Source organism: Nocardia brasiliensis IFM 10847, assembly GCF_000710915.1.
GTDB lineage: Bacteria > Actinomycetota > Actinomycetes > Mycobacteriales > Mycobacteriaceae > Nocardia > Nocardia brasiliensis_A.
This window is the reverse complement of the sequence record NZ_BAUA01000120.1, coordinates 1-23,660: the sequence shown is the minus strand read 5'-3', so window position 1 is coordinate 23,660 and position 23,660 is coordinate 1. Positions and strand designations below refer to the sequence as shown.

Annotated in this window: 24 protein-coding genes; 13 read left to right on the top strand and 11 right to left on the bottom strand. The window is 68.0% G+C overall.

Annotated features, from left to right (window positions below; genetic code table 11):
* The first annotated feature begins 69 nt into the window (after nt 1-69).
* Both NBRGI_RS26045 and NBRGI_RS26040 read left to right on the top strand, forming a co-directional pair.
* Nucleotides 70-1,791 carry an urease subunit alpha gene (locus NBRGI_RS26045; protein ID WP_029899846.1) on the top strand — a complete coding sequence of 574 codons (1,722 nt, stop codon included), beginning with the start codon at nt 70-72 and terminating at the stop codon, nt 1,789-1,791.
* 56 nt (nt 1,792-1,847) lie between these two features.
* Nucleotides 1,848-2,441, top strand: coding sequence for a DUF4291 domain-containing protein (locus NBRGI_RS26040; protein WP_029899845.1), 594 nt, complete (start codon nt 1,848-1,850; stop codon nt 2,439-2,441).
* Nucleotides 2,442-2,461: 20 nt separating this feature from the next.
* Here the strand turns inward: NBRGI_RS26040 and NBRGI_RS26035 are convergent, their stop codons facing one another.
* Together NBRGI_RS26035 and NBRGI_RS26030 are read right to left on the bottom strand one after the other, a co-directional pair.
* Nucleotides 2,462-2,983: a DUF3558 family protein gene (locus tag NBRGI_RS26035; RefSeq protein ID WP_029899844.1), complete on the bottom strand. Its 522-nt coding sequence runs from the start codon at nt 2,981-2,983 to the stop codon at nt 2,462-2,464.
* A 105-nt stretch (nt 2,984-3,088) separates the two neighbouring features.
* Complete coding sequence (locus NBRGI_RS26030; RefSeq protein WP_235211104.1) at nt 3,089-3,433, bottom strand: ArsR/SmtB family transcription factor; 345 nt, start codon at nt 3,431-3,433, stop codon at nt 3,089-3,091.
* A 449-nt stretch (nt 3,434-3,882) separates the two neighbouring features.
* Here NBRGI_RS26030 and NBRGI_RS26025 point away from each other — a divergent pair, with 449 nt between their 5' ends.
* The 3 genes from NBRGI_RS26025 to NBRGI_RS26015 are packed head-to-tail and all read left to right on the top strand — an operon-like array spanning nt 3,883 to nt 5,796.
* The gene (locus NBRGI_RS26025; RefSeq protein WP_148310954.1) at nt 3,883-4,071 is read left to right on the top strand and encodes a hypothetical protein; all 189 of its coding nucleotides are present in this window, start codon (nt 3,883-3,885) and stop codon (nt 4,069-4,071) included.
* Between the two features lie 3 nt (nt 4,072-4,074).
* A complete protein-coding gene (locus tag NBRGI_RS46615; RefSeq protein ID WP_081878232.1) occupies nt 4,075-5,019 on the top strand; it encodes a CorA family divalent cation transporter in 945 nt (314 codons plus the stop codon).
* Between the two features lie 57 nt (nt 5,020-5,076).
* Nucleotides 5,077-5,796 (top strand): TetR/AcrR family transcriptional regulator, encoded by a 720-nt coding sequence (locus NBRGI_RS26015; protein WP_029899840.1) that lies wholly within the window; start codon nt 5,077-5,079, stop codon nt 5,794-5,796.
* A 1-nt stretch (nt 5,797) separates the two neighbouring features.
* Here the strand turns inward: NBRGI_RS26015 and NBRGI_RS26010 are convergent, their stop codons facing one another.
* Genes NBRGI_RS26010 through NBRGI_RS26000 form a run of 3 tightly spaced genes read right to left on the bottom strand, consistent with a single transcriptional unit; the run spans nt 5,798 to nt 9,152 of the window.
* A complete protein-coding gene (locus NBRGI_RS26010; protein WP_029899839.1) occupies nt 5,798-6,742 on the bottom strand; it encodes an SDR family NAD(P)-dependent oxidoreductase in 945 nt (314 codons plus the stop codon).
* Nucleotides 6,739-8,277: a flavin-containing monooxygenase gene (locus NBRGI_RS26005; protein ID WP_036560829.1), complete on the bottom strand. Its 1,539-nt coding sequence runs from the start codon at nt 8,275-8,277 to the stop codon at nt 6,739-6,741. Before NBRGI_RS26005 ends, NBRGI_RS26010 begins: the two co-directional genes overlap by 4 nt.
* A complete protein-coding gene (locus NBRGI_RS26000) occupies nt 8,274-9,152 on the bottom strand; it encodes a metal-dependent hydrolase (protein ID WP_051728034.1) in 879 nt (292 codons plus the stop codon). Before NBRGI_RS26000 ends, NBRGI_RS26005 begins: the two co-directional genes overlap by 4 nt.
* Nucleotides 9,153-9,442: 290 nt before the next feature.
* On the opposite strand from NBRGI_RS26000, the gene NBRGI_RS25995 reads away from it, so the two are divergent.
* Together NBRGI_RS25995 and NBRGI_RS25990 are read left to right on the top strand one after the other, a co-directional pair.
* Entirely contained in the window at nt 9,443-9,730 is a 288-nt protein-coding gene (locus tag NBRGI_RS25995; protein ID WP_106387040.1) for a hypothetical protein, read from the top strand.
* A 104-nt stretch (nt 9,731-9,834) separates the two neighbouring features.
* On the top strand, nt 9,835-10,737 hold the full coding sequence (locus tag NBRGI_RS25990; protein ID WP_029899835.1) for a S1C family serine protease: 903 nt from the start codon (nt 9,835-9,837) through the stop codon (nt 10,735-10,737).
* A gap of 72 nt (nt 10,738-10,809) precedes the next feature.
* On the opposite strand, the gene NBRGI_RS25985 is transcribed toward NBRGI_RS25990, so the two are convergent.
* A complete protein-coding gene (locus tag NBRGI_RS25985) occupies nt 10,810-11,490 on the bottom strand; it encodes a TVP38/TMEM64 family protein (RefSeq protein WP_029899834.1) in 681 nt (226 codons plus the stop codon).
* Nucleotides 11,491-11,673: 183 nt separating this feature from the next.
* Here NBRGI_RS25985 and NBRGI_RS25980 point away from each other — a divergent pair, with 183 nt between their 5' ends.
* From NBRGI_RS25980 to meaB, 3 genes are read left to right on the top strand one after another with little or no spacing between them, the layout of a single operon-like run.
* A complete protein-coding gene (locus NBRGI_RS25980; protein ID WP_029899833.1) occupies nt 11,674-13,530 on the top strand; it encodes a methylmalonyl-CoA mutase family protein in 1,857 nt (618 codons plus the stop codon).
* Nucleotides 13,530-15,809: a methylmalonyl-CoA mutase gene (gene scpA, locus NBRGI_RS25975; RefSeq protein WP_029899832.1), complete on the top strand. Its 2,280-nt coding sequence runs from the start codon at nt 13,530-13,532 to the stop codon at nt 15,807-15,809. The genes NBRGI_RS25980 and scpA overlap by 1 nt, the downstream gene beginning before the upstream one ends.
* Nucleotides 15,806-16,885, top strand: coding sequence for a methylmalonyl Co-A mutase-associated GTPase MeaB (meaB, locus tag NBRGI_RS25970; protein ID WP_228836889.1), 1,080 nt, complete (start codon nt 15,806-15,808; stop codon nt 16,883-16,885). The genes scpA and meaB overlap by 4 nt, the downstream gene beginning before the upstream one ends.
* Here the strand turns inward: meaB and NBRGI_RS48210 are convergent.
* On the bottom strand, nt 16,766-17,236 hold the full coding sequence (locus NBRGI_RS48210) for a type II toxin-antitoxin system VapC family toxin (protein WP_029899830.1): 471 nt from the start codon (nt 17,234-17,236) through the stop codon (nt 16,766-16,768). The genes meaB and NBRGI_RS48210 overlap by 120 nt on opposite strands.
* A 274-nt stretch (nt 17,237-17,510) precedes the next feature.
* On the opposite strand from NBRGI_RS48210, the gene NBRGI_RS25960 reads away from it, so the two are divergent.
* Nucleotides 17,511-18,182: an L-2-amino-thiazoline-4-carboxylic acid hydrolase gene (locus NBRGI_RS25960; protein WP_029899829.1), complete on the top strand. Its 672-nt coding sequence runs from the start codon at nt 17,511-17,513 to the stop codon at nt 18,180-18,182.
* A gap of 53 nt (nt 18,183-18,235) precedes the next feature.
* Here the strand turns inward: NBRGI_RS25960 and NBRGI_RS25955 are convergent, their stop codons facing one another.
* A complete protein-coding gene (locus NBRGI_RS25955; RefSeq protein ID WP_029899828.1) occupies nt 18,236-18,730 on the bottom strand; it encodes a MarR family winged helix-turn-helix transcriptional regulator in 495 nt (164 codons plus the stop codon).
* Between the two features lie 106 nt (nt 18,731-18,836).
* Between NBRGI_RS25955 and NBRGI_RS25950 the strand changes: the two genes are divergently transcribed.
* Nucleotides 18,837-19,478, top strand: a complete 642-nt coding sequence (locus NBRGI_RS25950; RefSeq protein WP_029899827.1) for an NAD(P)-dependent oxidoreductase — start codon at nt 18,837-18,839, stop codon at nt 19,476-19,478.
* A 3-nt stretch (nt 19,479-19,481) separates the two neighbouring features.
* Here the strand turns inward: NBRGI_RS25950 and NBRGI_RS25945 are convergent, their stop codons facing one another.
* The gene (locus NBRGI_RS25945) at nt 19,482-20,369 is read right to left on the bottom strand and encodes an amidohydrolase family protein (protein WP_029899826.1); all 888 of its coding nucleotides are present in this window, start codon (nt 20,367-20,369) and stop codon (nt 19,482-19,484) included.
* A complete protein-coding gene (locus NBRGI_RS25940) occupies nt 20,366-21,427 on the bottom strand; it encodes a nucleoside hydrolase (protein WP_029899825.1) in 1,062 nt (353 codons plus the stop codon). Before NBRGI_RS25940 ends, NBRGI_RS25945 begins: the two co-directional genes overlap by 4 nt.
* 99 nt (nt 21,428-21,526) lie before the next feature.
* Here NBRGI_RS25940 and NBRGI_RS25935 point away from each other — a divergent pair, with 99 nt between their 5' ends.
* Nucleotides 21,527-22,111: a TetR/AcrR family transcriptional regulator gene (locus tag NBRGI_RS25935; protein ID WP_029899824.1), complete on the top strand. Its 585-nt coding sequence runs from the start codon at nt 21,527-21,529 to the stop codon at nt 22,109-22,111.
* A 21-nt stretch (nt 22,112-22,132) separates the two neighbouring features.
* Here the strand turns inward: NBRGI_RS25935 and NBRGI_RS25930 are convergent, their stop codons facing one another.
* On the bottom strand, nt 22,133-23,653 hold the full coding sequence (locus NBRGI_RS25930) for an MFS transporter (protein WP_063726309.1): 1,521 nt from the start codon (nt 23,651-23,653) through the stop codon (nt 22,133-22,135).
* Nucleotides 23,654-23,660: the final 7 nt, after the last annotated feature.

Below are 23,660 nucleotides of genomic sequence, written 5' to 3'. Positions count from 1 at the left end.
CGACATCGAAGCTGTGCCGCACCAGGATTCGTCCGTCGACTCGGATGCGCGCCGGACCGAGGAGGCATCGTGACCGAACTGAGCCGGGCCCGGTACGCGGAGCTCTTCGGCCCGACCACCGGTGACCGGATCCGGTTGGCCGACACCGATCTGTTGATCGAGATCACCGAAGACCGCAGCGGCGGGCCTGGTCTCGCGGGTGAGGAGGCCGTCTTCGGCGGCGGCAAGGTACTGCGCGAGTCGATGGGGCAGTCACGCGCCACCCGCGCCGACGGCGCGCCGGACACCGTGATCACCGGTGCGGTGATCATCGACCACTGGGGAATCATCAAGGCCGACATCGGCATCCGTGACGGACGCATCTGCGGCATCGGCAAGGCGGGCAATCCCGACACGATGAGCGGTGTGCATCCCGACCTCGTCGTCGGCCCGTCCACCGAGATCATCTCCGGCAACGGTCGTATCCTCACCGCGGGTGCGATCGACTGCCATGTGCACTTCATCTGCCCGCAGCTGATGGACGAGGCGCTCGGCGGCGGCATCACCACCCTGATCGGCGGCGGCACCGGCCCGGCCGAAGGAAGCAAGGCCACCACGGTCACGCCCGGCGCGTGGCATCTGGCCCGCATGCTGGAGGCCACCGACGGGTGGCCGCTGAACATCGTGCTGCTCGGCAAGGGCAACACGGTCAGCGCCGACGCCATGTGGGAACAATTGCGCGCCGGCGCGGCCGGTTTCAAGCTGCACGAGGACTGGGGGTCCACCCCGGCCGCGATCGACGCCTGCCTGCGGGTCGCCGACGCCGCCGGGGTGCAGGTGGCGTTGCACTCGGACACCTTGAACGAGGCCGGTTTCGTCGAGGACACCCTCGGCGCCATCGCCGGCCGCGGCATCCACGCCTATCACACCGAAGGCGCGGGCGGCGGGCACGCGCCCGACATCATCACGGTCGCAGCGCATCTCAACGTGCTGCCCAGCTCGACCAATCCGACCCGCCCGCACACGGTCAACACCCTCGACGAGCATCTCGACATGCTCATGGTGTGCCATCATCTCAGCGCGTCCATCCCGGAGGATCTGGCGTTCGCGGAGAGCCGGATCCGGCCGTCCACCATCGCCGCCGAGGATCTGTTGCACGATCTCGGGGCGATCTCCATGATCGGCAGCGATTCCCAGGCGATGGGACGCATCGGCGAAGTGGTGCTGCGCACCTGGCAGACGGCGCACGTGATGAAACGCCGCCGCGGCGCGCTGCCCGGCGACGGCGCCGCCGACAATGCCCGGGTGCAGCGCTACATCGCGAAATACACCATCTGCCCGGCCGTCGCGCACGGCCTGGACCACGAGATCGGCTCGGTCGAGGTCGGCAAGCTGGCCGATCTGGTGCTGTGGGAGCCCGCCTTCTTCGGGGTGCGCCCGCACGCCGTGCTCAAGGGCGGCGCGATCGCCTGGGCCGCGATGGGTGACGCGAACGCGTCCATCCCGACCCCGCAGCCCGTGCTCCCGCGCCCCATGTTCGGCGCCGCCCCGCTGGCCGCCGCCGCCACCTCCCTGCATTTCGTCTCCGAGCAGGCGATCGAGGACGGCCTCGCCGACCGCCTGCGCGTGCACCGAAAACTGGCCCCGGTCAAGAACGTTCGCGCCCGCACAAAGACCGACATGCCGCACAACGACGCCATGCCCCGCATCGAAGTGGACCCCGACACCTTCACCGTCCGCATCGACGGCGAAGTCTGGACCGAACAACCCGCCACCGAACTCCCCATGGCCCAACGCTATTTCCTCTTCTGAGCGCACCCACCGAAAATCGCTCGCGGTCAGGGCTGTCCGGCGGCACGCTCTACGGCATGGAAGTACCACAGCGTGAGATCCGCGCGCTTCATACCGAATCCACCATCACTGTCTATCAGGCGTACTCGCCGGCCATCGGCCGTCCCGCTGCCCGCGACGGGCGTTTCCCCGCGGCGTGGCAGCGGGATCGGATGACCTGGATCAAGCCGTCGTTCCTGTGGATGATGTACCGCTGCGGCTGGGGTACCAAGCCGGACCAGGAAACCGTTCTCGCCGTGCAGATCTCGCGTAGCGGCTTCGAATGGGCGTTACGGCACGCTTGTCTGTCGAGCTATCAGCCGGGCCGGTATCCCGACCGCGATGCCTGGCGAAGTCAGCTGAAGCGAGCTCCCGCTCGGGTGCAATGGGATCCCGAGCGGGATCTCGCCATGCGTGCTCTGCCGCATCGATCGCTGCAACTCGGGCTGAGCGGGCAAGCCGCACGACTTTACGCGGACGAGTGGACGGTCGCCATCGATGATGTGACGCCGCTCGCCCACGAGATCCACGCACTGGTCGGCGCCGGTGAATTCGACTCTGCTGCCCGGCTGTTGCCGCAGGAGCGTCCGTACCCGGCTACGGACGAGTTGCTGGGCCACCTTCGTCCGTGAGCGGTGTGGTCGGCATCAGGCTAAGGAGAGAGGTCGACCATGAGGGTGGCCAGTTGGAGGGCGGCGGCGCAGGGGTTCAGCTGGGTGGTCTGGGTGCGGTTCTGGATGCGCCAGATGATGGAGCCGTTGGCGGCTGCGGCGACGGCGCAATCGCCGGTGTCGTGCGGGTTGCGGATGTAGAAGGCGGTGGCGGTCACTGTGCCGAGCACGTGCTTGGTGATCACCATGTGCTCGGTCTCGAAGCCGTCGGCGCGGGCGCGGTCCCAGATCTGCTGGAGCGAATCCCGGGCCGAGAAGGTGAAGCTGACACCGGCGTCGCCGTCGCCGATCTGGGCGTCCCAGAGGCAGGCCTGCGGCGTGTGATGGGCGAGCAGCGCGGTGGCCCGCACGGCGTCGCGGATCTGATCCGTGGTGACCGGGGCGCAGTCGGCGTAGGGATGGGCGGCGACGGCAGGGGCGGCATCGGGCGGGGGAGTTCCGCATCCGGCCAGGACGGCGGCGAACGCGGCGAGTCCGGCGATGCGGGCAGCGAACGGCTTCATCACCGCCCCTTTTCTGGATCGATCTCGGGTCAGACCAGGCGACGATATCGAGACACGCCGAGCGAGGCCACCTGAGCAGGGGCGATCTTGCTCACTCCAGGTCGGTCAGCGCTCAGCGGTGGAGCCCGGCAGCGCACCGCCGCGCAGCCGGTGATGCCGGAACGCGAGGCGCACGATATCCGCGATACCGGAATCGGCGATCGAATAGACATTGCGTCTGCCCGCTTTGCGCATCTTCACCAAACCGGCCAGTCGGAGTTTTGCGAGATGCTGACTGACCGCGGGTACGGTTTGACCGATCTCGGCCGCGAGGGTGCCGACATCGCGTTCGTCCTGACTCAGCAGCCACAGGATCTGCAGCCGGGCGGTAGCCGCGAGCATGCCGAAAACCGCTGCCGCGTCCTGTAGTTCCGCCGCCGGGATGAGGTCCGGCTCGCCGTGTTCGGTCACGTCCGCCTCCAACCTGACCGTAGCGTGGCACGGAGTCGAATACTTGCGCAACTGATTGACGAACACCGGTCACCGGGTTTCTAATTATGGGTGCGCAATTCTGCGTGGATGAGCAACCAACGAAGCGGGGTGAGCGGCTGATGCCGGTTGACAGTATCGACGTCTCCAGCCGGACCGCCTCGGCGAAACGGGTTGTGCCGGTTCGTCGTTGATCTGCCCGCGCGATCCGGGCCGGTAGCGGCCCGCCGATCGCCCGACGCGGCACCGGATTTCGACATTCTTCGACCGACAGGTCGGCGCACGAGGCGCGGACCTGTGCAGTAGGCGCGTCCGTCTCCGGCGGCCGCGCCGAGGCCCGGGCGCGACTCGATGCCGCGTGCGCGCGGGCGCCGGGCTCGCACGCAGCGGGCCGCAGCCTCACCAGACGTCACGAAGTATTGGAGTTCGCCATGGCGACCATGTTCAAGAGGGCCGAAACACCGCACCGCGCACCGAATCTGGAGCGTCAGGCGATCTGGTTCACGATCGGGCTCTACCCGCTGATCAGCGTCGGATTGCTGACCATGCACTACGCGCACCCGCAGGGGCCGGTCGGTTCGTCGTCGGTCTCGCCCGCCCACTCCTCCTACGGACGCTGACCGATGCGGCCCACCAGCGGCGTCGCGGCCGCCGACCGTTTCGATACCGAAGTCCTGCAACAACATTGGATTCCGCTGGCGGCCGCCGACGCGGATACCGCCGCGGTGCTGCGCGAGCGGCTCGGCGTCGATTTCGCCGCCGCGCGCCAACGGGTCTGGGAAACCGACAACTTCCTCTATCTGCCGGTGGTGGCGAACTACAAACGCGGCGACGCGATCGAACGCGAGACGATCGTGTTCGCACTCGGCGCCGAGTTCCTGGTGACCTTGCAACCGGACGAGCATTTCGTGCCGTTCGACAAGGCCATTGCGAAGATGCGCCGCAACCCGGCGCTCACCGGTTCGGCGCACGGTGTCATGTACGCGCTGCTGTGGGCGCTCAACGAGGCGTCCGAGCGGGTCATCTACTACGCCAGCGACGCGCTGGAGGCGATGAACGACGAGATCGAGATGGCCACCAACGGTTACGACCAGCGCGGCCGCGAGATCGGCGTCGCCGACATGCGCGGCACCATGTCCCGGATGAACGCGGCCGAGGAGATCGTCTCGCGCACGCAGGAGACCCAGCTCCAATTGGCCCGTGCGGCACGGCATCTGATGGCCGATATCGCCGTGCACAGTGCCGAGCTGGAGAGCCTGATCGCCATCCTGATCGCCGATATCGACGGTGTGAAGCAGCATGCCGGCTTCGAGCACGACAAGGTGCGCTATCTACAGCAGTCGGTGATGACCTGGCTCGACGTCAAACAGAACCAGATCGTGAAGGTGTTCACCATCATCACCGCGGTGTTTCTGCCGCCGACGCTGATCGCCACCTTCTACGGCATGAATTTCACCTGGATGCCGGAGCTGGAGTGGCAGCACGGCTTCCTGGCGACCACGCTGATGACCCTGGTGGCGGCCGTGATCCCGCTCGCCTACATCAAACGGAAGGGCTGGCTGCGCTGAGCGCGGCTCCCGGCCTGAATGCCGTGGCCCGGCGGGCCGTTCAATATCATGACAAGCATGACGGCCGCCGGTAGCAGCTCGCCCACGGCACCGCGCCCGGACGCCAGGACCGAACGCTGGCGTGCGCACCGGGAGCAGGTGCGCGGCGAGTTCGTCGATGCCGCGTTCCGGGCGCTCGCCGAGCACGGGCCCGATGTGAGCATGGACGATATCGCGCGGGCCGCCGGCTGTGCCAAACCCAAGCTGTACCGGCATTTCGCGGACAAGACGGATCTGTACCTGGCGATCCTCGAACGGGTGCAGAGCACGCTGTGGGAGCGCGTGCTGGCCCGGATCAGCCTGACCACCGATACCCTCGCCCATCTGCTGCACACCGCGATCGCCGAGTACGTCGCGGTGGTCGAGGAACAGCCCGACGTCTTCCGCTTCCTGGTGCACAGCAGGATGGCCCAGCAGGCCGAGCAGCCCGAGCGCGCGATCGAGGTGGCGCAGCGTTCGGCCCTGCTGGCCGCTCAGCTGATCGAGGAGCGCCTGGCGGGGCAGGACGTCGACACCGGCAGCCTGGAGCTGACCGCGTACGCCATCTTCGGCGCGGTCGGCTCGGCCACCGACTGGTGGCTCGGCGCCAACCGGGCCCGCACCGAGGTGATGTCCACCGAGCGGTTCGCCGAGCACGTCAGCGTCATCGCCGAGGGCATGCTCGACGGCGTCGCCCGGTTGAACAACCTGCCGATCGATGTCGATCAGCCGGTCCACCTCGCGTTCCGGACGGAGTGAGTCACGACACCTCGACCTGTGCCGAAACCTGCTGCGGGGCAGTCGGAATCGGGCGACCCGGGTCGAGCAAGCGCAACGCCCGGCGGCCGATCCGCTCCATCCGCGCGATATCCAGAGGCTGGGCGATCCGCCGATTCACGCCCGGCGCGATGCGCAGCAGGAAGTAGCCCAGCCACGCCTCGGCCCGGACCGGTACGACCGCGAGGTCGTAGCGCACCGCCCGCTGGGCCGCCCGCGCCACCAGATCCGGACTCAGCGGCGAGAAGGGCAGCTTGGCGACCACCTCCTGGACCTGCCTGGCCAGTTCCTTTCCGCGCGTGACGAGTTCCTGATCGACGCCGACCGTCACGGCGTGTTCGCCGATATTGGTGTTGATCACCCCGGGACAGATCGCGCTGACGCCGATGCCCTTGGGCCCGAACTCGAGTCGCAGACATTCGGTGAGCATCTTCACCCCGGCCTTGGACACCGAGTAGGCCGACATCACCGGCGTGGGCGTGAACGCGGCCGCCGAGGCGATGTTCACGATGTGGCCGCGGGTGCCGTTGTCGATCATCTGCTTGCCGAACACCCGGCAGCCGTACACCACGCCGAACAGGTTCACGCTCAGCTGGCGCTCCCAGTCGGCGGGGGACAGGTCCACGAACGCGCCGCTGACCAGCATGCCCGCATTGTTGACCAGCACATCGGGCACGCCGTGATCGGCCAAGACGTTGCGGGCGAACGCTTCCCAGGCGTCCGGATCCGTCACGTCGAGTTCGGCCGCACTGGCTCGCCTGCCCTGCGCGTGGATCATGGCCGCTGTGGCGTGCGCGGAATCTGGGTCGAGGTCGGAGACCACTACGTGGGCACCCGCCTTGGCGAAACGGAGCGCGATCGCCCGGCCGATGCCGCTGCCCGCCCCGGTCACCACGACCAGTTCGGGCCGGATATTGGTGCGTCTCATGCGGATTCCTCGAGGATCGCGCCCGTGCGGCGGGCCGGGGCGGGTTGCCGATAGTGGTAGTTGTCGAGATCGAAATACCGGTTGTGCCAGTACATCTCGCCGTGCGTGGACGGGCGGAACGGCGAATCGCCGTGACTGTTGATGTAATAGGTGTTCGATCCTGCGCAGGCCGAGGTGAACAAGAAGTTCTTCTCCTGTCGTTGCAGACATTTGGCGAAGTACGCGTCGTGGGCCTGCTGACTGATCTCGCACTCGGTGGCGCCGCGCCGTTTGGTCTCGGCGATCGCACGGCTCAGGTGCGCCGCGGTGGCCTCGATCATCCAGATGTAGGAGCCGAGCACGAAACCGTAGGGTCCGGTGATGGTGAACATGTTCGGGAACCCGGGCACCGAGACGCCCTGGTAGGCCTGGAACCGGTGCCGGTCCCAGAATTCGCCGAGATCGCGCCCGTCGCGGCCGGTCACCGGGAAGGGCGGAACCGAATCCTTTTCCCACAGTTTGAATCCCGTGGCGCAGATCAGCACATCGATCGCGTGTTCGTTGCCGTCGACGGTGGTGATGCCGCGCTCGCCGATGAAACCGATCGGCTCGGTGACCAGACTGACGTCGGGTCGATTGAACGTGGCGAGGTACTCGTTCGACATCGACGGGCGCTTGCAGCCCAGGCCGTAGGCCGGAATCAGCTTCTCCCGGATGACCGGATCGTGCACCTGGGCGCGCATCCAGCGGCGGGCCGGAATCTCGGCCAGCCTGCGTCCCGCGTCCGAGAGCCAAGTGGGTCCGACGACCATCCCGCCCATGCCCACCTCGGTGGCGACCGTGCCGAGCATGCGGATACCCGAGCGCAGCCAGGGGCGCCCGAGGATCGCACGACCGAGCGGGCCCACCGCCGCATCGGTTTTCGGGAAGACCCAGATCGGCGTGCGCTGGAACACGCTCAGATGGGCCACCTCGTCGACGATCGCGGGTATCAGTTGCAGAGCAGTCGCGCCGGTGCCGATCACCGCCACCCGCTTGCCCGCCAATGCCACGTCGTCGTCCCACAGCGCGGTGTGCATCAGCGTGCCGCCGAAGTCGTGCAGGCCGGGGATATCCGGCATCTTCGGCCGTTCCAGCCCGCCGATCGCCATCACCACGTGCCGGGCGGTGAGCGTGCGCCCGCCGTCGGTGCCGAGCAGCCACAGGCGGTCGCCCTCGTCGTACACCGCGGACACGACGGTGGTATTCAGCCGCAGCTTGGGCCGCAGCCCGTATTTGTCCACCATCGCTTCGGCGTAGTCGCGTAACTCTGTGCCGGGCGCGAAGATTCGCGACCAGTCGCCGCGCTGCTCATAGGAGAAGCTGTAGATGAACGAGGGGATGTCCACCGCCACACCCGGATAGGTGTTGGCGTGCCAGGTGCCGCCGACCCGATCCCATTTGTCCACGATGACGAAGTCGTGAATGCCCTTGCGCTGCAGAGCGATACCGGCGCCGATGCCGCCGAAGCCCGCGCCGACCACGATCACCTCGTGGTCGGGACCTACCGCGCTCATCGGAGGTGGCCGACGAGGGAGCCTTCGGCGCCGAACAGCTCCTGCTGCCAGCGCTGCAAGAGCTCGCGCGAGTCGATGTCGTCGGGATGGAAACCGGGCCGCAGATACAGCACCAGTTCCCGGCCGAGACCGCGGAACACCGGGCCGCGGAAGAGCGTGAACGCCTCTTTGGCCAGGCTCAGCGGATACCGCCGGGCGTCCGGATCGCGACTGAGCGATATGGTCAGGCTGACCGCGGTGAACGGGACGGTGAGCGCGACCAGGGTGGCCATGGTGAGGATGCGCATCGTCTCGGTGCCGCCCACCGCGCGGTAGACGTCGAAGGCCACCGACTTGTGCTCCAACTCTTCGAAGGCGTGCCAGTTCAACAGGTTTCGCACTTCTTCGTCACCGGCCAGGGCCTGGATCTCCGGGCTGGACAGCACCCGTTCGGCGAGCACGGCTGTGTAGTGCTCGGCCGCTGCGGTGGCGGCCAGGTGCAGGTGCGCGGGGATGCGCTGTTCGAAGCGCTTCTGCCGTTCGATCACGCTCGGGGCATCGAGCCATTCGATCGGATAACCCATTTCGACCAACCGGTCGTTGAGCCGGCGATGTTCCCGGCCGTGGGTCGCCTCTTGCCCGATGAATCCGGACACCCGCTCTTTCAGCACCGGATCGGTGATCTGGTCGGCGAACCGCCGTACCGAGCGGATGAACGACTCCTCGCCGGGCGGGAAGCCCGCGGAGAGCCCGGCGATGAAATGGCTGAACACCCTGTCGCCGCCCGCGTAGTACTTGGCCATCGGAACCGGCTCGCCGAAGCGGAATCTGATCCGCCGCGCTTTCGGATAGCCGCTGCCCGTGCGTTGCGCTGTGCGCACCCGTTGGTCGGTCATTTCGCACCTCATTGAGCTCGGTACCGTCAGTATGCGGTACTACTAGTACGATACCGTCTCAGACGGTTGGGGCAAGAGGTGTTCGGGAACGACTGTCCGCCGCCGGGAATCGCCGAGCGGTACGGCCGCGGCCAAATGTTTGCTGAGAGGTTGCAGAGTTCCGGAAAACGGGTTACGTTCGTCCAGGACGGATAGTCGTAAGTGCCCTAGCTTTTCGAGAAGTCCCGGGAGCATCTGATGAGGAACCGACTTGTAGCTGCAACATTGCTCCATGGCAGGGCGTGAACGGCATGACCATGATGATCACGCCGCAGGATGACCTGCTGGCCACCAATGAATTCCTACGCGACGGCGTGCGCTTCGGCGTGACGATCGGCCGGCCGCAGCCCTATCCCGCCGGGGCGGGCTGGCGCTGCCGGGTCCGCGTCGAATGCGGAACGAGCCGCCTCGAACAGTCCCAGGTGGTCGCGCCCACCGCCCATGAGGTGCTGGAGCTGGCCCTGGAGCTGGTGACCAACCGCCTCGCCATCACTCAGGCAGAGTTCTTCGAAGGCGCGACGGTAGCTCCGCGCACCTAGGATCGCGCCCGAAGTCGGTGCGGCCGCGGCGATCTGCGGGCATCCTGTAAGGGTTGATGCAGACCTGAACAGGGGTGGTTGGTGCCGTGGACGACGATGCCGCGATGGATGCCTATTCACGCACGGTGATCTCGGTGGCCGCGTCGGTCACGCCACACGTGGCGAGCGTGCGGACGCGCCGGGGGAGCGGATCGGCGGTGGTGTTCACCGACGACGGGTTCATGCTGACCAACGCGCACGTGATCGGGTCGGCCGGCGGTGGTGAGGTGGTCTTCGCCGACGGTGTGGAGTCGAAATTCGAGGTGGTCGGCATCGATCCGCTGTCCGACCTGGCCGTGCTGCGCTCGCGCAACGGCGCGCCCGGCGCGGTGAAACTCGGTGACGCGGACGAACTCGTCGTCGGGCAGCTGGTGGTCGCGGTGGGCAGCCCGCTCGGCCTGGCGGGATCGGTCACCGCGGGTGTGGTGAGCGCGCTCGGACGGGCCGTGCCGGTGGCGTCCCGGCGCGCCGGGCGGGTGATCGAAGACGTCATCCAGACCGATGCCGCGCTCAATCCCGGCAATTCCGGTGGGGCGCTGTCCGATTCAGCGGGCCGCGTGGTCGGCATCAACACCGCGGTCGCCGGTATCGGTCTGGGCCTTGCCATTCCGATCAACGCGACGACTCGCCGCATCATCGGCACCTTGCACACCGAAGGCCGGGTGCGCCGCGCGTATCTCGGACTCGTCGGGATGCCCGCACCGCTGCCGGGGCCGGTGGCGGAGCGGACCGGCCAGGCCGCCGGGGTGCGCATCATGGAGGTGGTGCGCGGTGGCCCCGCCGATGCCGCGGGCTTGCGTCGCGGCGATCTGGTGTTGAGCGTCGCACGAGCGGAAGTCCGTGACGCGCAAGGTATTCAACGCCAGCTGTTCGCCGACGCGATCGGCGCCGAGCTCCCCGTCACGGTGCTGCGCAACGGTGCGATGGTCGACGTGATCGCGGTGCCGATCGAGCTGACCGTCGACTGACGCACGGGTTCGGTGCTCCCGCATCCTCATCGGCCCGCCACAGCGGGTGCGTGAACACGGAAGGGGTGCCCGCTATTCGGCGGCGGCAGCGACCGGTTCCGGTTCCGGCGCGGGCGCGGTGGTCATCCGGGCATCGATGACCAGACCCGCGATACCGATCGCGATGAGGACGCAGGAGAACACGATCATCGCCGGGTGGGTGTTGCCGGTGAGCGCGTCACCGAGGATCACCGTGCCGACGGTGCCGGGCAGCACGCCGAGCAGGGTGGCGATCATGTACGGCCAGAAGCGGATCGAGGACAATCCGGCGCAGTAGTTGATCACCGAGAACGGTACGGCGGCGATCAGCCGCAGCGAGCCGACCGCGAGCCAGCCCCGCCGCCGCAGCCGGTCGTCGACGGCACGGACCGCAGGATGGGTGAGCCGGGATGCGACCTGTTCGCGATCCAGCGCCCGCACCAGCAGGATGGCCAGTGCGGCACTGACCGTCGTCGCGCCGACCGCGAGCGCGATGCCTAGCGCAGGGCCGAACAGCAGCCCGGCGCTGACCGTGAACACGGTGCGCGGTATCGGCGCGACCGTCACCAACGCGTGCACCACGAAGAACAGCAACGGAAAGATCGGTCCGACCGAGCCCGCCCAGTCCTGGATCTGCTGCGGACTCGGCAGCGGAACCAGCAGCGCCGCGACGAAAAGCGCCGCCACGCCGACGAGCAGCGCGAGCACTCGCGGGTCACGGATCAGCCTGGTCACCGGGGCCAGATTACCGGGTGGTAGTGGTACTAGGGAGCAACGCGTGCGGCGGGTGCCGCTAGCATCAGAAGAAACGGGACGAATGCTCGTTAACCAAAGTGGTCGCTGAACAGGGCGAATGCGGAGGTTTTCGGCACAAACCACGGGTGCGCCTGCAGTCGAGTGGAAGAGGAACAGCAAGCTATGCCGATTGCTTCAGAGCCCGGGACGGAACCGGTGCCCGAGTATGCCGCGTGGCGCAAGGGTGTGGCGGGGGTGCTGGCGAAGGTCCGGCGCGTCGAAATCGCCGATCTGCCCGAGGAGCCCGAGCAGCTCCTCGACGAAACCACCTACGACGGGCTGACGATAGCGCCGTTGTACACGCGCCGGAACGAACGGCCGGAACAGCCGCTGCCCGGCACGTTCCCGTTCGTGCGGGGCAGCGACGCCACCCGCGACGTGCACCGCGGCTGGCATGTGAGCGCCTACTTCGGCGGTTCCGATGCGGCAGCGGTCAACCGCGAGATCATGGCCGGGTTGGAGAGCGGGATCAGCGCGCTGTGGCTCGGCGTGGGCGAGCGTGGCGTCGCGGTCGCGGACCTGCCCGCCGCTCTTTCCGGCGTGCTGTTCGATCTCGCGCCGCTCACTCTGGACGCAGGCGAGGTTACCGCCGAGGCGGCCGCGCAAGTGTTCGCGGCGCTGGACGCTTACGACGCGACCGCCCGCCCGGACATCCGGGTCTCGCTCGGCGCCGCACCGCTGACCAGTCGCTTCGCCGAGCGCGGCGATCTCGGCCTGACCGAGACGATCACGCTGGCCGAGACCGCGGCCGCCCGTGCGGAGACGGTGCGCGCGATCACCGTGGACGGCACCGCCTTCCACGACGCGGGCGCCTCGGACGCACAGGAACTGGGTGCCGCCGTCGCCGCGGGCCTGGCGTATCTGCGTGCGCTCACCGAGCGTCTGGACATCGCGGATGCGCTGGAGCAGTTGGCCTTCCGGTTCGCCGCCACCGACGACCAGTTCGCCACGATCGTGAAGTTCCGTGCCGCGCGGCAACTCTGGGCCCGGGTCGCACACGTGTGCGGCGCGCCCGATTTCGGTGGTGCGCCACAGCACGCGGTGACCTCCGCAGCCATGATGACTCAGCGCGACCCGTGGGTGAACCTGCTGCGCACCACCCTCGCGGCCTTCGGCGCCGGGGTCGGCGGCGCGGACTCGGTGACCGTGCTGCCGTTCGATTCGGCGTTGCCCGCGGGGGAACTCGGCGTCTCGAAGTCGTTCGCGGACCGCATGGCGCGCAACACCCAGCTGCTGCTGCTCGAGGAGTCGCGGCTCGGGTTCGTGCAGGACCCCGCGGCGGGCTCCTGGTACGTAGAGGACTACACGAGCGAACTCGCCGCGAAGGCATGGGAATTCATGCAGGAGATCGAGGCCGCCGGCGGTTATCTCGCCGCGCTGGACTCCGGGCTGCTGGGCGAGCGCATCGCGGCCACCAAGGCGGCCCGCGACGCCGATGTCGCACACCGGAAGACCGCCGTCACCGGGGTCAACGAATTCCCGAACCTGGCCGAGCAGCCGCTGTCCGAGGCCGCCCGGCAGGCCGGTCGCGTCGCCCGTTACGGCGCGGCGTTCGAGGAGTTGCGCAACCGCTCCGACGCCTATTTGGCCGCACATGGCGCCCGGCCGAAAGCGCTACTGGTGCCGCTGGGTTCGGTCGCCGAGCACAACGTGCGGGTGACCTTCATCGCGAACCTGCTGGCCTCCGGCGGGATCGAATCGATGAATCCGGGTCCGTTGGCGATCGACGGAATCGCCGCCGCCGCAACCGAAGCCGGTGCGCCGATCGCGGTGCTCTGTGGTGCGGACAAGCGGTACGGCGTCGAAGCCGGTGCGGCAGTAGAGCAATTGCGCGCAGCCGGGGTGGAAACGGTGTTGCTGGCCGGTGCCGCGAAGGCGGTCGCCGAATTGAGTGACGCGCAACGACCCGACGGATTCCTCGCGGCGAAGATCGATGCGGTCGCGGCGCTGTCCGGCCTGCTGGAGAAGGTGGGAGCCTGATGACGACCAGGGAAATCAAACACGTGGTAGGCAGTTTCGCCGAGGTCCCGTTGACGGACCCGGCCGCCGCACCCGCGGCGGTGGACGCCGCGCAGGTCGACGCCTACGTGCGTGCGGCCGCCGCCGCGAACCACTACGCGCCCGAGCAGTTGACCTGGTCGACGCCCGAAGGCATCGACGTGCCACCGGTGTTCACCAGGGCCGACCGGGATGCCGTTGTGGCCGAGGGGTATCCGCTCGACACCGTGCCGGGCGTCGCGCCGTTCGTGCGCGGGCCCTACCCGACGATGTACGTCAATCAGCCGTGGACCATCCGCCAGTACGCCGGCTTCTCCACCGCGGCGGACTCGAACGCCTTCTACCGCCGCAACCTTCAGGCCGGGCAGAAAGGCCTCTCGGTCGCGTTCGACCTCGCGACGCACCGCGGTTACGACTCCGACCACCCGCGTGTGCAGGGTGACGTCGGCATGGCCGGTGTCGCCATCGACTCGATCCTCGACATGCGTCAGCTCTTCGATCACATCCCGCTGGATCAGGTCAGCGTGTCGATGACGATGAACGGCGCGGTGCTGCCCATCCTCGCGCTGTATGTCGTTGCGGCAGAAGAACAAGGCGTCGCGCCTGAGCAGCTGGCCGGAACCATTCAGAACGACATTCTGAAAGAGTTCATGGTCCGCAACACCTACATCTATCCGCCGAAGCCCTCGATGCGGATCATCTCCGACATCTTCGCCTACACCAGCGCCAAGATGCCGAAGTTCAACTCGATCTCCATCTCCGGCTACCACATTCAGGAAGCGGGCGCGACCGCCGACCTGGAGTTGGCCTACACCCTCGCCGACGGGGTGGAGTACATCCGGGCGGGTATCGACGCGGGCATGGAGGTGGACAAGTTCGCGCCGCGGCTGTCGTTCTTCTGGGCGATCGGCATGAACTTCTTCATGGAGGTCGCCAAGCTGCGGGCCGGACGGCTGCTGTGGAGCGAACTGGTTGCGAAGTTCGAGCCGAAGAGCGCGAAATCGCTGTCGTTGCGCACGCATTCGCAGACCTCGGGCTGGTCGCTCACCGCGCAGGACGCCTACAACAATGTGGCCCGCACCTGCATCGAGGCGATGGCCGCGACCCAGGGCCACACCCAGTCGCTGCACACCAACGCGCTCGACGAGGCGCTGGCCCTGCCGACGGACTTCTCCGCCCGCATCGCGCGCAACACCCAGCTGCTGATCCAGCAGGAGTCCAATACCACCCGTCCGGTCGACCCGTGGGGCGGTTCGTATTACGTCGAATGGCTGACCCATCAGCTGGCCAACCGGGCCCGCGCGCACATCGAAGAGGTGGAAGCGCACGGCGGCATGGCCCAGGCGATCGGCGAGGGCATCCCGAAGCTGCGCATCGAAGAGGCCGCGGCCCGCACCCAGGCCCGGATCGACACCGGTCAGCAGCCGGTGATCGGGGTCAACAAGTATCAGGCCGAAGAGGATCAGCAGGTCGAGGTCCTCAAGGTGGAGAACTCGCGGGTGCGCGCCGAGCAGATCGAGAAGCTGCGCCGACTGCGCGCCGAACGGGATTCGGCCGAGGTGGAGCGGGCGCTCGCCGAATTGACCAGGGCCGCGGCCTCGTCCGAGGGCGGCATGGCGAACAACCTGCTCGCCCTGGCCATCGACGCCGCCCGCGCCAAGGCCACCGTCGGTGAGATCTCCGACGCGCTGGAGCAGGTGTACGGCAGGCACCAGGCGGAGATCCGTACGCTTTCCGGTGTGTACCGCGACGAGGCAGGCAAGGTCACCAACATCACCACCGCGAGCGATCTGGTCGAGGAGTTCGCCGAGGCGGAAGGTCGTCGTCCGCGCATCCTGGTCGCGAAGATGGGACAGGACGGCCACGACCGCGGCCAGAAGGTGATCGCCACCGCCTTCGCCGACCTCGGCTTCGACGTCGACGTGGGCCCGCTGTTCCAGACCCCCGAAGAGGTGGCGCAGCAGGCGGCCGACAACGACGTGCACGTCGTCGGTGTGTCGTCGCTGGCGGCCGGCCACCTCACGCTGGTGCCCGCCCTGCGGCAGGCACTGGCCGAGGCGGGGCGACCCGACATCATGGTCATCGTCGGCGGCGTGATTCCGCCGGACGATTTCGCCGCGCTGTACGAGGCGGGCGCGGCGGCGATCTTCCCGCCGGGCACCGTCATCGCCGAAGCCGCGATCGACCTGCTGAAGAAGCTCGCGCATGAGCTCGGCCACGAAATCGGCAGCGGCGCCGGCGAATCCGCCGCCGCCGAATGACCGGTCGGGACACTCCCGCGACCGCTGGTGACCTTCGGGCGGGCACGCCCCCCGAAGGTCGCCGCCCGTCGCGCGGCCGGGCGATAGATGTCGACGCGCTGGCGAAGTCGATCCGGGCCGGCGAGCGGGCCGCGCTGGCGCGGGCGATCACCCTGGTCGAATCGACCCGTTCGGATCACCGCGACCTCGCCCAGCAGCTGCTGCTGCGGCTGACGCCGGACACGCACAGTTCGGCGACCGCGAACGTGTCGAATCGGGTTGGTATCACCGGCGTTCCGGGCGTCGGCAAGTCGACCTTCATCGACGCGCTCGGCATGGACCTGATCGGCAAGGGGCACCGCGTCGCGGTGCTCGCGGTCGATCCGTCCTCGACCCGCACCGGCGGCTCCATCCTCGGTGACAAAACCCGGATGGCGCGATTGTCGGTGGAGCGCAACGCCTATATCCGTCCCTCGCCCACCGCGGGCACGCTCGGTGGCGTGGCGAAGGCGACCCGCGAGACCATCGTGCTGCTCGAGGCCGCCGGTTACGACGTCATCCTGGTCGAGACCGTCGGCGTCGGCCAGTCCGAGGTGACCGTCGCCAACATGGTCGACGTGTTCTGCTTTCTCACCCTGGCCCGCACCGGAGATCAGTTGCAGGGCATCAAAAAAGGTGTGCTGGAGCTGGCCGATCTGGTGGCGGTGAACAAGGCCGACGGCAAACACGAGATGGAGGCGAAGGCCGCCGCCCGCGAACTGACCGGCGCACTGCGCCTCATTCACCCGCACGACGCGCTGTGGCGCCCACCGGTACTCACCATGAGCGGCCTGGAAGGCGTTGGGCTGGACAAGTTCTGGGACACCGTCCTGCAGCACCGCCGCGTCCTCACCGACGCAGGCGAATTCGATGAAAAGCGCCGCCGCCAGCAGATCGACTGGACCTGGACCATGGTCCACGACCAACTCCTGCGCCGCCTAGCCGACAACCCCCACGTGAAAGCCATCCGGACCCAAGTCGAATCCCAGGTCCGCGAAGGAACCCTCACCGCCGCCCTGGCCGCCGAACAACTCCTGCGCGCCTTCGACACCCGCTGAGCGTATTGCGAACGGGTTGACGATGAGTGCCGCAGTGTCTTCGAAATCTTCGATGTTGCGTGTTACTACGGCGAGGCCGTGGGTCAGGGCGGTGGCGGCGATGAGGCCGTCGGCCATGTCGATCGAGGGGGCGCTGAGGCGGGACCAAGTGCGGGCGACGTCGGCGGTGACGGGGAGAATGCAGTCGCTGTAGCGGGATTCGATATCGGAGATGGCGGCGTCCAATCTGTCGGCGCGTGGATTGTCGCCGCGACGGCGCAACAGGGTGACGCCGCGGCGTAGTTCGCCGAGGGTGATCACGCTGAGCCACTGGTCGGCTTGTCGCGTCGGACGAAACCAATCGAGCACCATCCTTTGTCGATGCTGCGCGAACCCCGGGGCGCTCGTCCGAATATGCTCGGTGGCTGGGGTATTGAACAGGGTGGGTCGGCGTGGGAGACTGCGGGGGCCGAGTCGGCGTGATGTCGGGCTCGGCTGGTGCCTCGATTGTGAGGGCCATCCACTTGTCGTCAACGCCTGGTAGGTCGGTGGAGCGTGTTGGCGTGCTCGTCGGTGCGAGCACGGCGCGCTCACTGTTTCGTGGTGGGCTGTGTTCGAGGCCGGCGACGTCTCGAAAGGACACAGTATGACCACCGACCGTTCCGACCTCGGCGACGACGCGTATGTGCCTGGCGCGGAAGCCGATTCGATTGCCGTTGTCGAGGGATTCTTCGCACACCTCGCCATGCACCTCCGGACAGAGGATCTACCCGACGGGTTTTTCGAGGGCATGCGCGGCAACATCGCCGAGTTGGTGGCGGCGGACGCGCATCGCATCGTCGATGAACCCGCCCGCTACAACCTGCACATGACCCTTGCGCTCGTGGTCGCGTATCGCGCACTGGTGCCGCGGCTCGGCCGGGAATCGGCGCTGGCGGCGGTGCGGGCGGCGTTCGTCGAACCGCTCAGTGTGGCTGTCGGCGAAAGCACTCGGGCGATGCTCGAGACCGGCGATCCGTTCGCGACGATCGTCGCCGCCTCGAAGGCGCGTGAAAAGCATTCCTTCGGTGCTGGTTTCACCTTCGTACGCACGGTGGACGACGAGCGGAGCTATCACGTCGATGTCGCCCGTTGCTTCTATCACGATGTGCTGACAGCGCATTCGGTACCGGAGTTGACGCCGGTGATGTGTGCGTTCGACACCAACTGGATCGTCGCGATGGACCCCGAACGGCACGGATTCACCTTCGAGCGGGCGACCACTCTCGGCCTGGGCGGCACGCATTGCCCGTTCCATTGGGATCGCATCGAGGGCTGATCGATCGAGGTCGAGCAGTGCGTCCGCGCACTGCTCGACACCCGGCGGGCGAATCAGCTTGCGTCGCCCAGGGATTCGAGAAGGACGCGCAAGGTGGTGGCCAGCTGGTCGCGCTGTGCGGCGGAAAGGGGTGCAAGCAGGCGTTCTTCGGTGGCGATGTGGTCAGGGAGTGCTGCGTCGATGAGAGTGTGGCCGGCGGCGGTGAGGGTGACGTGGACGCCGCGGCCGTCGGACTCGTTGCGGGAGCGGCGGACCAGGCCGCGTTCCTCGAGCCGGTCGAGGCGCTGGGTGATGGCACCGGAGGTGACCATGGCGGAGTGCATCAGCTCGGTAGGGGTCAGGGTGTGCGGCGGCTCGCTGCGGCGCAAGGTGGCCAGGACATCGAACGATGCCGGGTCCAGGTCGTGGGTGGCGAAGGTCCGGCGCAGTTCGACGCCGGTGAGCTGGGTCAGCCTGGACAGTCGCCCGAACACGGACATGGGGGATACGTCCAGGTCGGGACGCTGAGCCTGCCACTGCGCGAGCACTCGGTCGACGTGATCGGTCACTCTCGCACTCTAGCGAATACCTCAGCGGTGAGATACTTCATAGCTCCGATTACTTAGCTCTAAGCTAGATTGCTTAGAGCTAAGTAATCCGAGTGGAGGAGGGATCATGCGCATCACGGTGTTCGGCGCGACCGGTGACGTCGGCAGCCGGGTGGTGGCCGAGGCTTTGACCAGAGGCCATGAGGTGCTCGCGGTCGTCCGCGACCCCGCGAAGGCGGCCGCCGTGCCTGCGGCGGCCGAGGTGCGGGTGGGTGACGCGAGCAACCCGGACGACGTCGTATCGCTCAGCGCCGGAAGGGATCTGGTGATCACCGCGACCCGCCCGCCGGCGGGGCAGGAGCACGAGTTGCCCGCGCTCACCTCGGTGCTGTTGACAGCGCTGGCGCACGTCGGCGTCCGGCTCCTCGTGGTCGGGGGCGCCTCGACGCTGCGCGTCCCCGGCGCCGATGGTGTCACGCTGCACGAAACCCCGGATTTCCCAGCCGAATTGCGACCGATCGCGCAGGCCTGCGCCGAGCAGTTCATGCTGGTGTGCGCCGAAGAGGTAGCGGACTGGACCTATCTGAGCCCGCCCGCGGAACTCGTGCCGGGGGAGCGCACCGGCGTCTATCGGCTCGGCGCAGACGAGCTGATCGCCCGCGCCGATGGCGTGTCGACCATTTCGATGGAGGACTTCGCGGTCGCTCTGCTCGACGAGGCGGAACGTCCCGCACACCGGCGTGCCCGGTTCACCGTCTCCGCCGTCTGACCGCTATTCGAGATCGAACAGCTCCGCGGCATTGTGGTAGCAGACCCGGCGCAGCCAATCATCGCCCATATCCAGTCGTTCCAGCGCGTACACGGCGTGGTCGTAGGTGTAGGGAATGTTCGGGAAATCGCTGCCGAAAAGAATACGGTCGCCGAGAGCCTGCATCCGGCCGCGCTCGGCGGCGGGAAACGGATCCACTTCTTCGAAGAAGTCGGTGAAAGTCATGGTCGTGTCCAACCGGAGCTGCGGGTATTCCTCGGCCAGATCGAAGAATTCGGTGTACTCCGGTGCGCCCATGTGCGCGACGATGAGCCGCAGTCGCGGAAAGCGGCGCAGCAGTGCGGCAATGGGCGCGGGCCCGGTGAATTCGCCCGGGACAGGCCCGGATCCGCAATGGATCAGTACCGGCGTCGCGGACTCTTGCAGCAATGCCCACACCGGATCGAGCAAGGAATCGCCTGGATGGAAGCGGCCGACCTGGATGTGCACTTTGAACAGTCGCGCACCACGTGCCAGTGCCGTGCGCACGTAGACCTCGGCGCCGGGCTCCGGGTAGAACGTGGCGGTGTGCAGGCAATCCGGTGTGCGCTCGGCGAATTCGGCGGTCCACTCGTTGAGCCAGGCCGCCATCTCCGGCTTGTGCGGGTAGACCAACGAGCTGAACGCGCGCACACCGAAGCCGCGCAACGTCTTCAACCGCACCTGCTCGTCGTCGCGGTAGGCGATGGGCCAGGCCCGGGCGGTGAGCGGACCGGCGGCGTCGAAGTAGGCCCACACCTTCTGCATCACCGGTTCGGGCATGAAATGGGTGTGCACGTCGATGATCCCGGGCAGGCCGAGGCGGGCGCGGAACTCGGCGAGATATGCGGTGTCGTCCTGGTCGCCGCTCACAGTCGCTCCTGTCGCTGTTCGGGCGCGGGCGGGTGCACGGCCCGCGCGAAATCGCCGATCCGGCTGATCAGGCGATCGAAGAACAAGTCCTGGTCGGTGCCGATCACGATGTCCGCGTTGGGTTTGCGGCCCCACATGCCCGCCCAGTCGGCCACCGTCGTCGCGCGGGTCAGCGTTCCGGCCAGCTCGACGTCGACGGTCGCGGGCCGGGTGAGGGCCGAGGCGGGGTCGAGCGCGACCGCCGCCGCGAACGGATCGTGCATGTGCGCGAGATAGCCGAGGTCGTAGAGCTGGTGGAAGTCGAAGTAGAACCGCACCGCGTCGGTGACGTGCCGGACGATCGGATTGCTCGCCGCCGACCTGGTCTCGACCGGATCGGCCGGTGACACCGTTTCGACCGGAAGGCTGCCCGCCCGTTCGGCGAGCAACGCCAGATGCTTCGGGCGCATCTCGATGGTTTCGGTGATGTCCAGCGCGCACACGATCGGCCTGCGGTCGGCGGGGGCGGCGGAGAACGCGTCGAACACCTCCTTGGCGGCCTCGGGGTCGACGTGCACGTTCCATTCGTTGGTCGGCGTGGTGTTGCCGGGGTGATTGAACGCGCCGCCCATGATCACCAGGCGGTGCAGCAAGGTCGGCAGGCCGGGCTCCAACCGCAGCGCGAGCGCCAGGTTGGTGAGCGGTCCGGTGCACAGCCCGACGATCTCGCCGGGGTGGGCGCGCACCAGATCGACCCACATCTGCGCGGCGCTGCGCGGCGACAGCGCGCGATTCGACACGGGCAGTTCGGCATAGCCGACACCTTGCGGGCCGTGGGTGTCCTCGGTGGTGCGCAGCGGGACCGCGAGCGGTGCGAGCGCACCCAGCGCGACCTCGATCTCGGGTGCGCCGCACACGTCGAGCCAGGCGAGGTTGTTCGCCGCGACCTGCGGCGCGGGCACGTTGCCCGCGGTCGACGCGATGCCGATGATCTGCGCCTCGGGGGAGGCGAGCAGGTAGAGCAGCGCGAGGGAATCGTCGACCCCGGTATCGACGTCCATGATGATCTTCTGCCGCACGCCACGAGACTAGCCGCGGTGCGCCGCACCCGCGCCGCCCGGGACCGGTGTGGCACAGGCGTCTGGCACAGATGTCTGATCACGTTGTAACCTGGCCGGATGGGAAACCGGGAAGATCTGCTGGCGGGTGCGCGCAAAGCCATCGTCGAGCGCGGCGTCGCCAAGACCACGGCCAGGGATATCGCGGCCGCCGCGGGCGTGAGCCTGGCCGCGATCGGCTACCACTTCGGTTCCAAGGAACAGTTGATCACCGAGGCGCTCGCCGACGCGCTCGGCACGGCGATCGGCGACACCATGGAGTCGATGATCCGCGAGACCAGCGGTGTTGCGCTGCTCACCGGATTCGCGCAGCTGTGGAACGGCATGCCCGAGGTGTTCGCGCAGAACCGGGACAGCATGGTCGCCAGCATGGAGAACATCGTGCGGGTCGCGCGGTCGAGCGAGGCGAAGGATTTCTACGCCGAGAGCCTGCCGACGATCTACCGCGAGATGGGCGCGGCGCTGCGTACGGCCCACCCGAACCTCACCGAAGAGCAGGCCGAGTCGATCGCCCAGTTGTATTTCGTGCTGGCGCAGGGACTCGGCGTGCTCTGGGTCATCGCACCGAACGGCGCACTGCCGGACGGGAACCGGCTGGCGCAGGCCCTGACGGCGATCGCGGGCGACCGCACCGGAGGCGAATGACCAACCGGAACCCGTTGCTGCTCAGTGCTCTTCGTTCAGCACGCCCGCCGGGACGTGCCGCAGCCGCAGCACCGCGATCACCGCAAGGGCGACGGCCGCGACCGCGGTGATCCCCGCCGTGACGTGCACGCCGTGCAGGAACGCCTCCCGCGCCGCGAGCAGCACCGCCTCGCCGAGTTCGCCGGGCAGCCCCGCGCTCGTTTCCACCGCGGCGCCCAGGGTGTCGCGCACCGAGTGGCCGGCTTCGGCGGGCAGTCCGGCGGGCAAGGTCTCGGCCAGATCGCCGCGGTACAGCGCGATGCTGATGCTGCCGAGGATCGAAATGCCCAGTGCGCCGCCGAGTTCCGCGCCGGTCTCGGACACGCCCGAGGCTGCCCCGGCCTGCTCCGGCGGCGCGGAGCCGACGATCAGTTCGGTGGTGATGCCGAACACCGGCGCCATCCCGAGCGAGCTGACGATCGACGCCGCGACGGCGAGCCAGAGGCCGCCTGTCACGGCGAGCTGCGTCATCAGCACCATGCCGACCGCGGTCGCGGCCATACCGACGCCGATCACGTACGCGGGCCGCACCATTCGCACGATGCGCGGCGCGAGCTGGGAACCGACGATGAAGCCCAGGCCCGAGGGCGCCATCGCGATACCGGTGCCGAGCGGGGAGAGCCCGAGCACCAGCTGGAAGTACTGCGCGACGAACAGGAAGTAGCCGAACGCGACGAAGATGCCGACCACGTTGATCAGCAACGCGATCCGGAACGTGCCGAGGCGGAACAGCCGCAGGTCCAGCATCGGGTCGGGCCGGTGCAACTGCCTGCGCACGAACACGATTCCCGCCGCGACGCCTGCCGCCAGCGCGAGCAGTGCGGTGCCGCCGACGCCGTCCTGCGCGATCTTCTTCATGCCGAACACCAGCGCGATCATGGTCGCGACACACAGCGCCGCGCTCACCGGATCGAGTGTGGCGGCGGCATCGTCGCGAAACTCCGGCAGCACCTTCGGCCCGATCACCAGCAGCAGTGCCATCACCGGCACCGCGAGCAGGAAAACCGAACCCCACCAGAAGTATTCGAGCAGCACGCCGCCGAACAGCGGGCCCACTGCGCCGCCCGCGGAGAACGCGCCGATCCACACGCCGACCGCCACCGAGCGCTGCCGCATATCGCGAAACATGTTGAAGATCAACGACAAAGTGGACGGCGCCAGGGTCGCGCCCGCGATGCCGAGCAGCGCCCGGCACAGGATCAAGGTCTCGGCGGTGGGCGCGAAGGCGGCGATCACCGAGACCGCCGCGAAGGCCGCCGCGCCGGCGAGCAGTAACCGGCGGCGTCCGATGCGATCACCGAGCGTGCCCATCGTGATCAGCAGCCCGGCCACCATGAAGCCGTAGATGTCGATGATCCACAGCAGCTGCGAGCTGGTGGGGTGCAGGTCGGCGCTGATCATCGGCACGGCCAGGTGCAGCACCGTGAGGTCCATCGCGTAGACGAGACAGGCCAGGGCGAGTACACCGAGCCCGATCCATTCGCGTCGCCCGGCTCGGGGCAGCGCCGCG

Coding starts and splice junctions, on each gene's coding strand:
- NBRGI_RS26040 (WP_029899845.1), top strand. CDS start 1,848: ATGGAAGTACCACAGCGTGAGATCCGCGCGCTTCATACCGAATCCACC.
- NBRGI_RS26035 (WP_029899844.1), bottom strand. CDS start 2,983: ATGAAGCCGTTCGCTGCCCGCATCGCCGGACTCGCCGCGTTCGCCGCC.
- NBRGI_RS26025 (WP_148310954.1), top strand. CDS start 3,883: ATGGCGACCATGTTCAAGAGGGCCGAAACACCGCACCGCGCACCGAAT.
- NBRGI_RS46615 (WP_081878232.1), top strand. CDS start 4,075: ATGCGGCCCACCAGCGGCGTCGCGGCCGCCGACCGTTTCGATACCGAA.
- NBRGI_RS26015 (WP_029899840.1), top strand. CDS start 5,077: ATGACGGCCGCCGGTAGCAGCTCGCCCACGGCACCGCGCCCGGACGCC.
- NBRGI_RS26010 (WP_029899839.1), bottom strand. CDS start 6,742: ATGAGACGCACCAATATCCGGCCCGAACTGGTCGTGGTGACCGGGGCG.
- NBRGI_RS26005 (WP_036560829.1), bottom strand. CDS start 8,277: ATGAGCGCGGTAGGTCCCGACCACGAGGTGATCGTGGTCGGCGCGGGC.
- NBRGI_RS26000 (WP_051728034.1), bottom strand. CDS start 9,152: ATGACCGACCAACGGGTGCGCACAGCGCAACGCACGGGCAGCGGCTAT.
- NBRGI_RS25995 (WP_106387040.1), top strand. CDS start 9,443: ATGACCATGATGATCACGCCGCAGGATGACCTGCTGGCCACCAATGAA.
- NBRGI_RS25990 (WP_029899835.1), top strand. CDS start 9,835: ATGGATGCCTATTCACGCACGGTGATCTCGGTGGCCGCGTCGGTCACG.
- NBRGI_RS25980 (WP_029899833.1), top strand. CDS start 11,674: ATGCCGATTGCTTCAGAGCCCGGGACGGAACCGGTGCCCGAGTATGCC.
- scpA (WP_029899832.1), top strand. CDS start 13,530: ATGACGACCAGGGAAATCAAACACGTGGTAGGCAGTTTCGCCGAGGTC.
- meaB (WP_228836889.1), top strand. CDS start 15,806: ATGACCGGTCGGGACACTCCCGCGACCGCTGGTGACCTTCGGGCGGGC.
- NBRGI_RS48210 (WP_029899830.1), bottom strand. CDS start 17,236: ATGGTGCTCGATTGGTTTCGTCCGACGCGACAAGCCGACCAGTGGCTC.
- NBRGI_RS25960 (WP_029899829.1), top strand. CDS start 17,511: ATGACCACCGACCGTTCCGACCTCGGCGACGACGCGTATGTGCCTGGC.
- NBRGI_RS25950 (WP_029899827.1), top strand. CDS start 18,837: ATGCGCATCACGGTGTTCGGCGCGACCGGTGACGTCGGCAGCCGGGTG.
- NBRGI_RS25935 (WP_029899824.1), top strand. CDS start 21,527: ATGGGAAACCGGGAAGATCTGCTGGCGGGTGCGCGCAAAGCCATCGTC.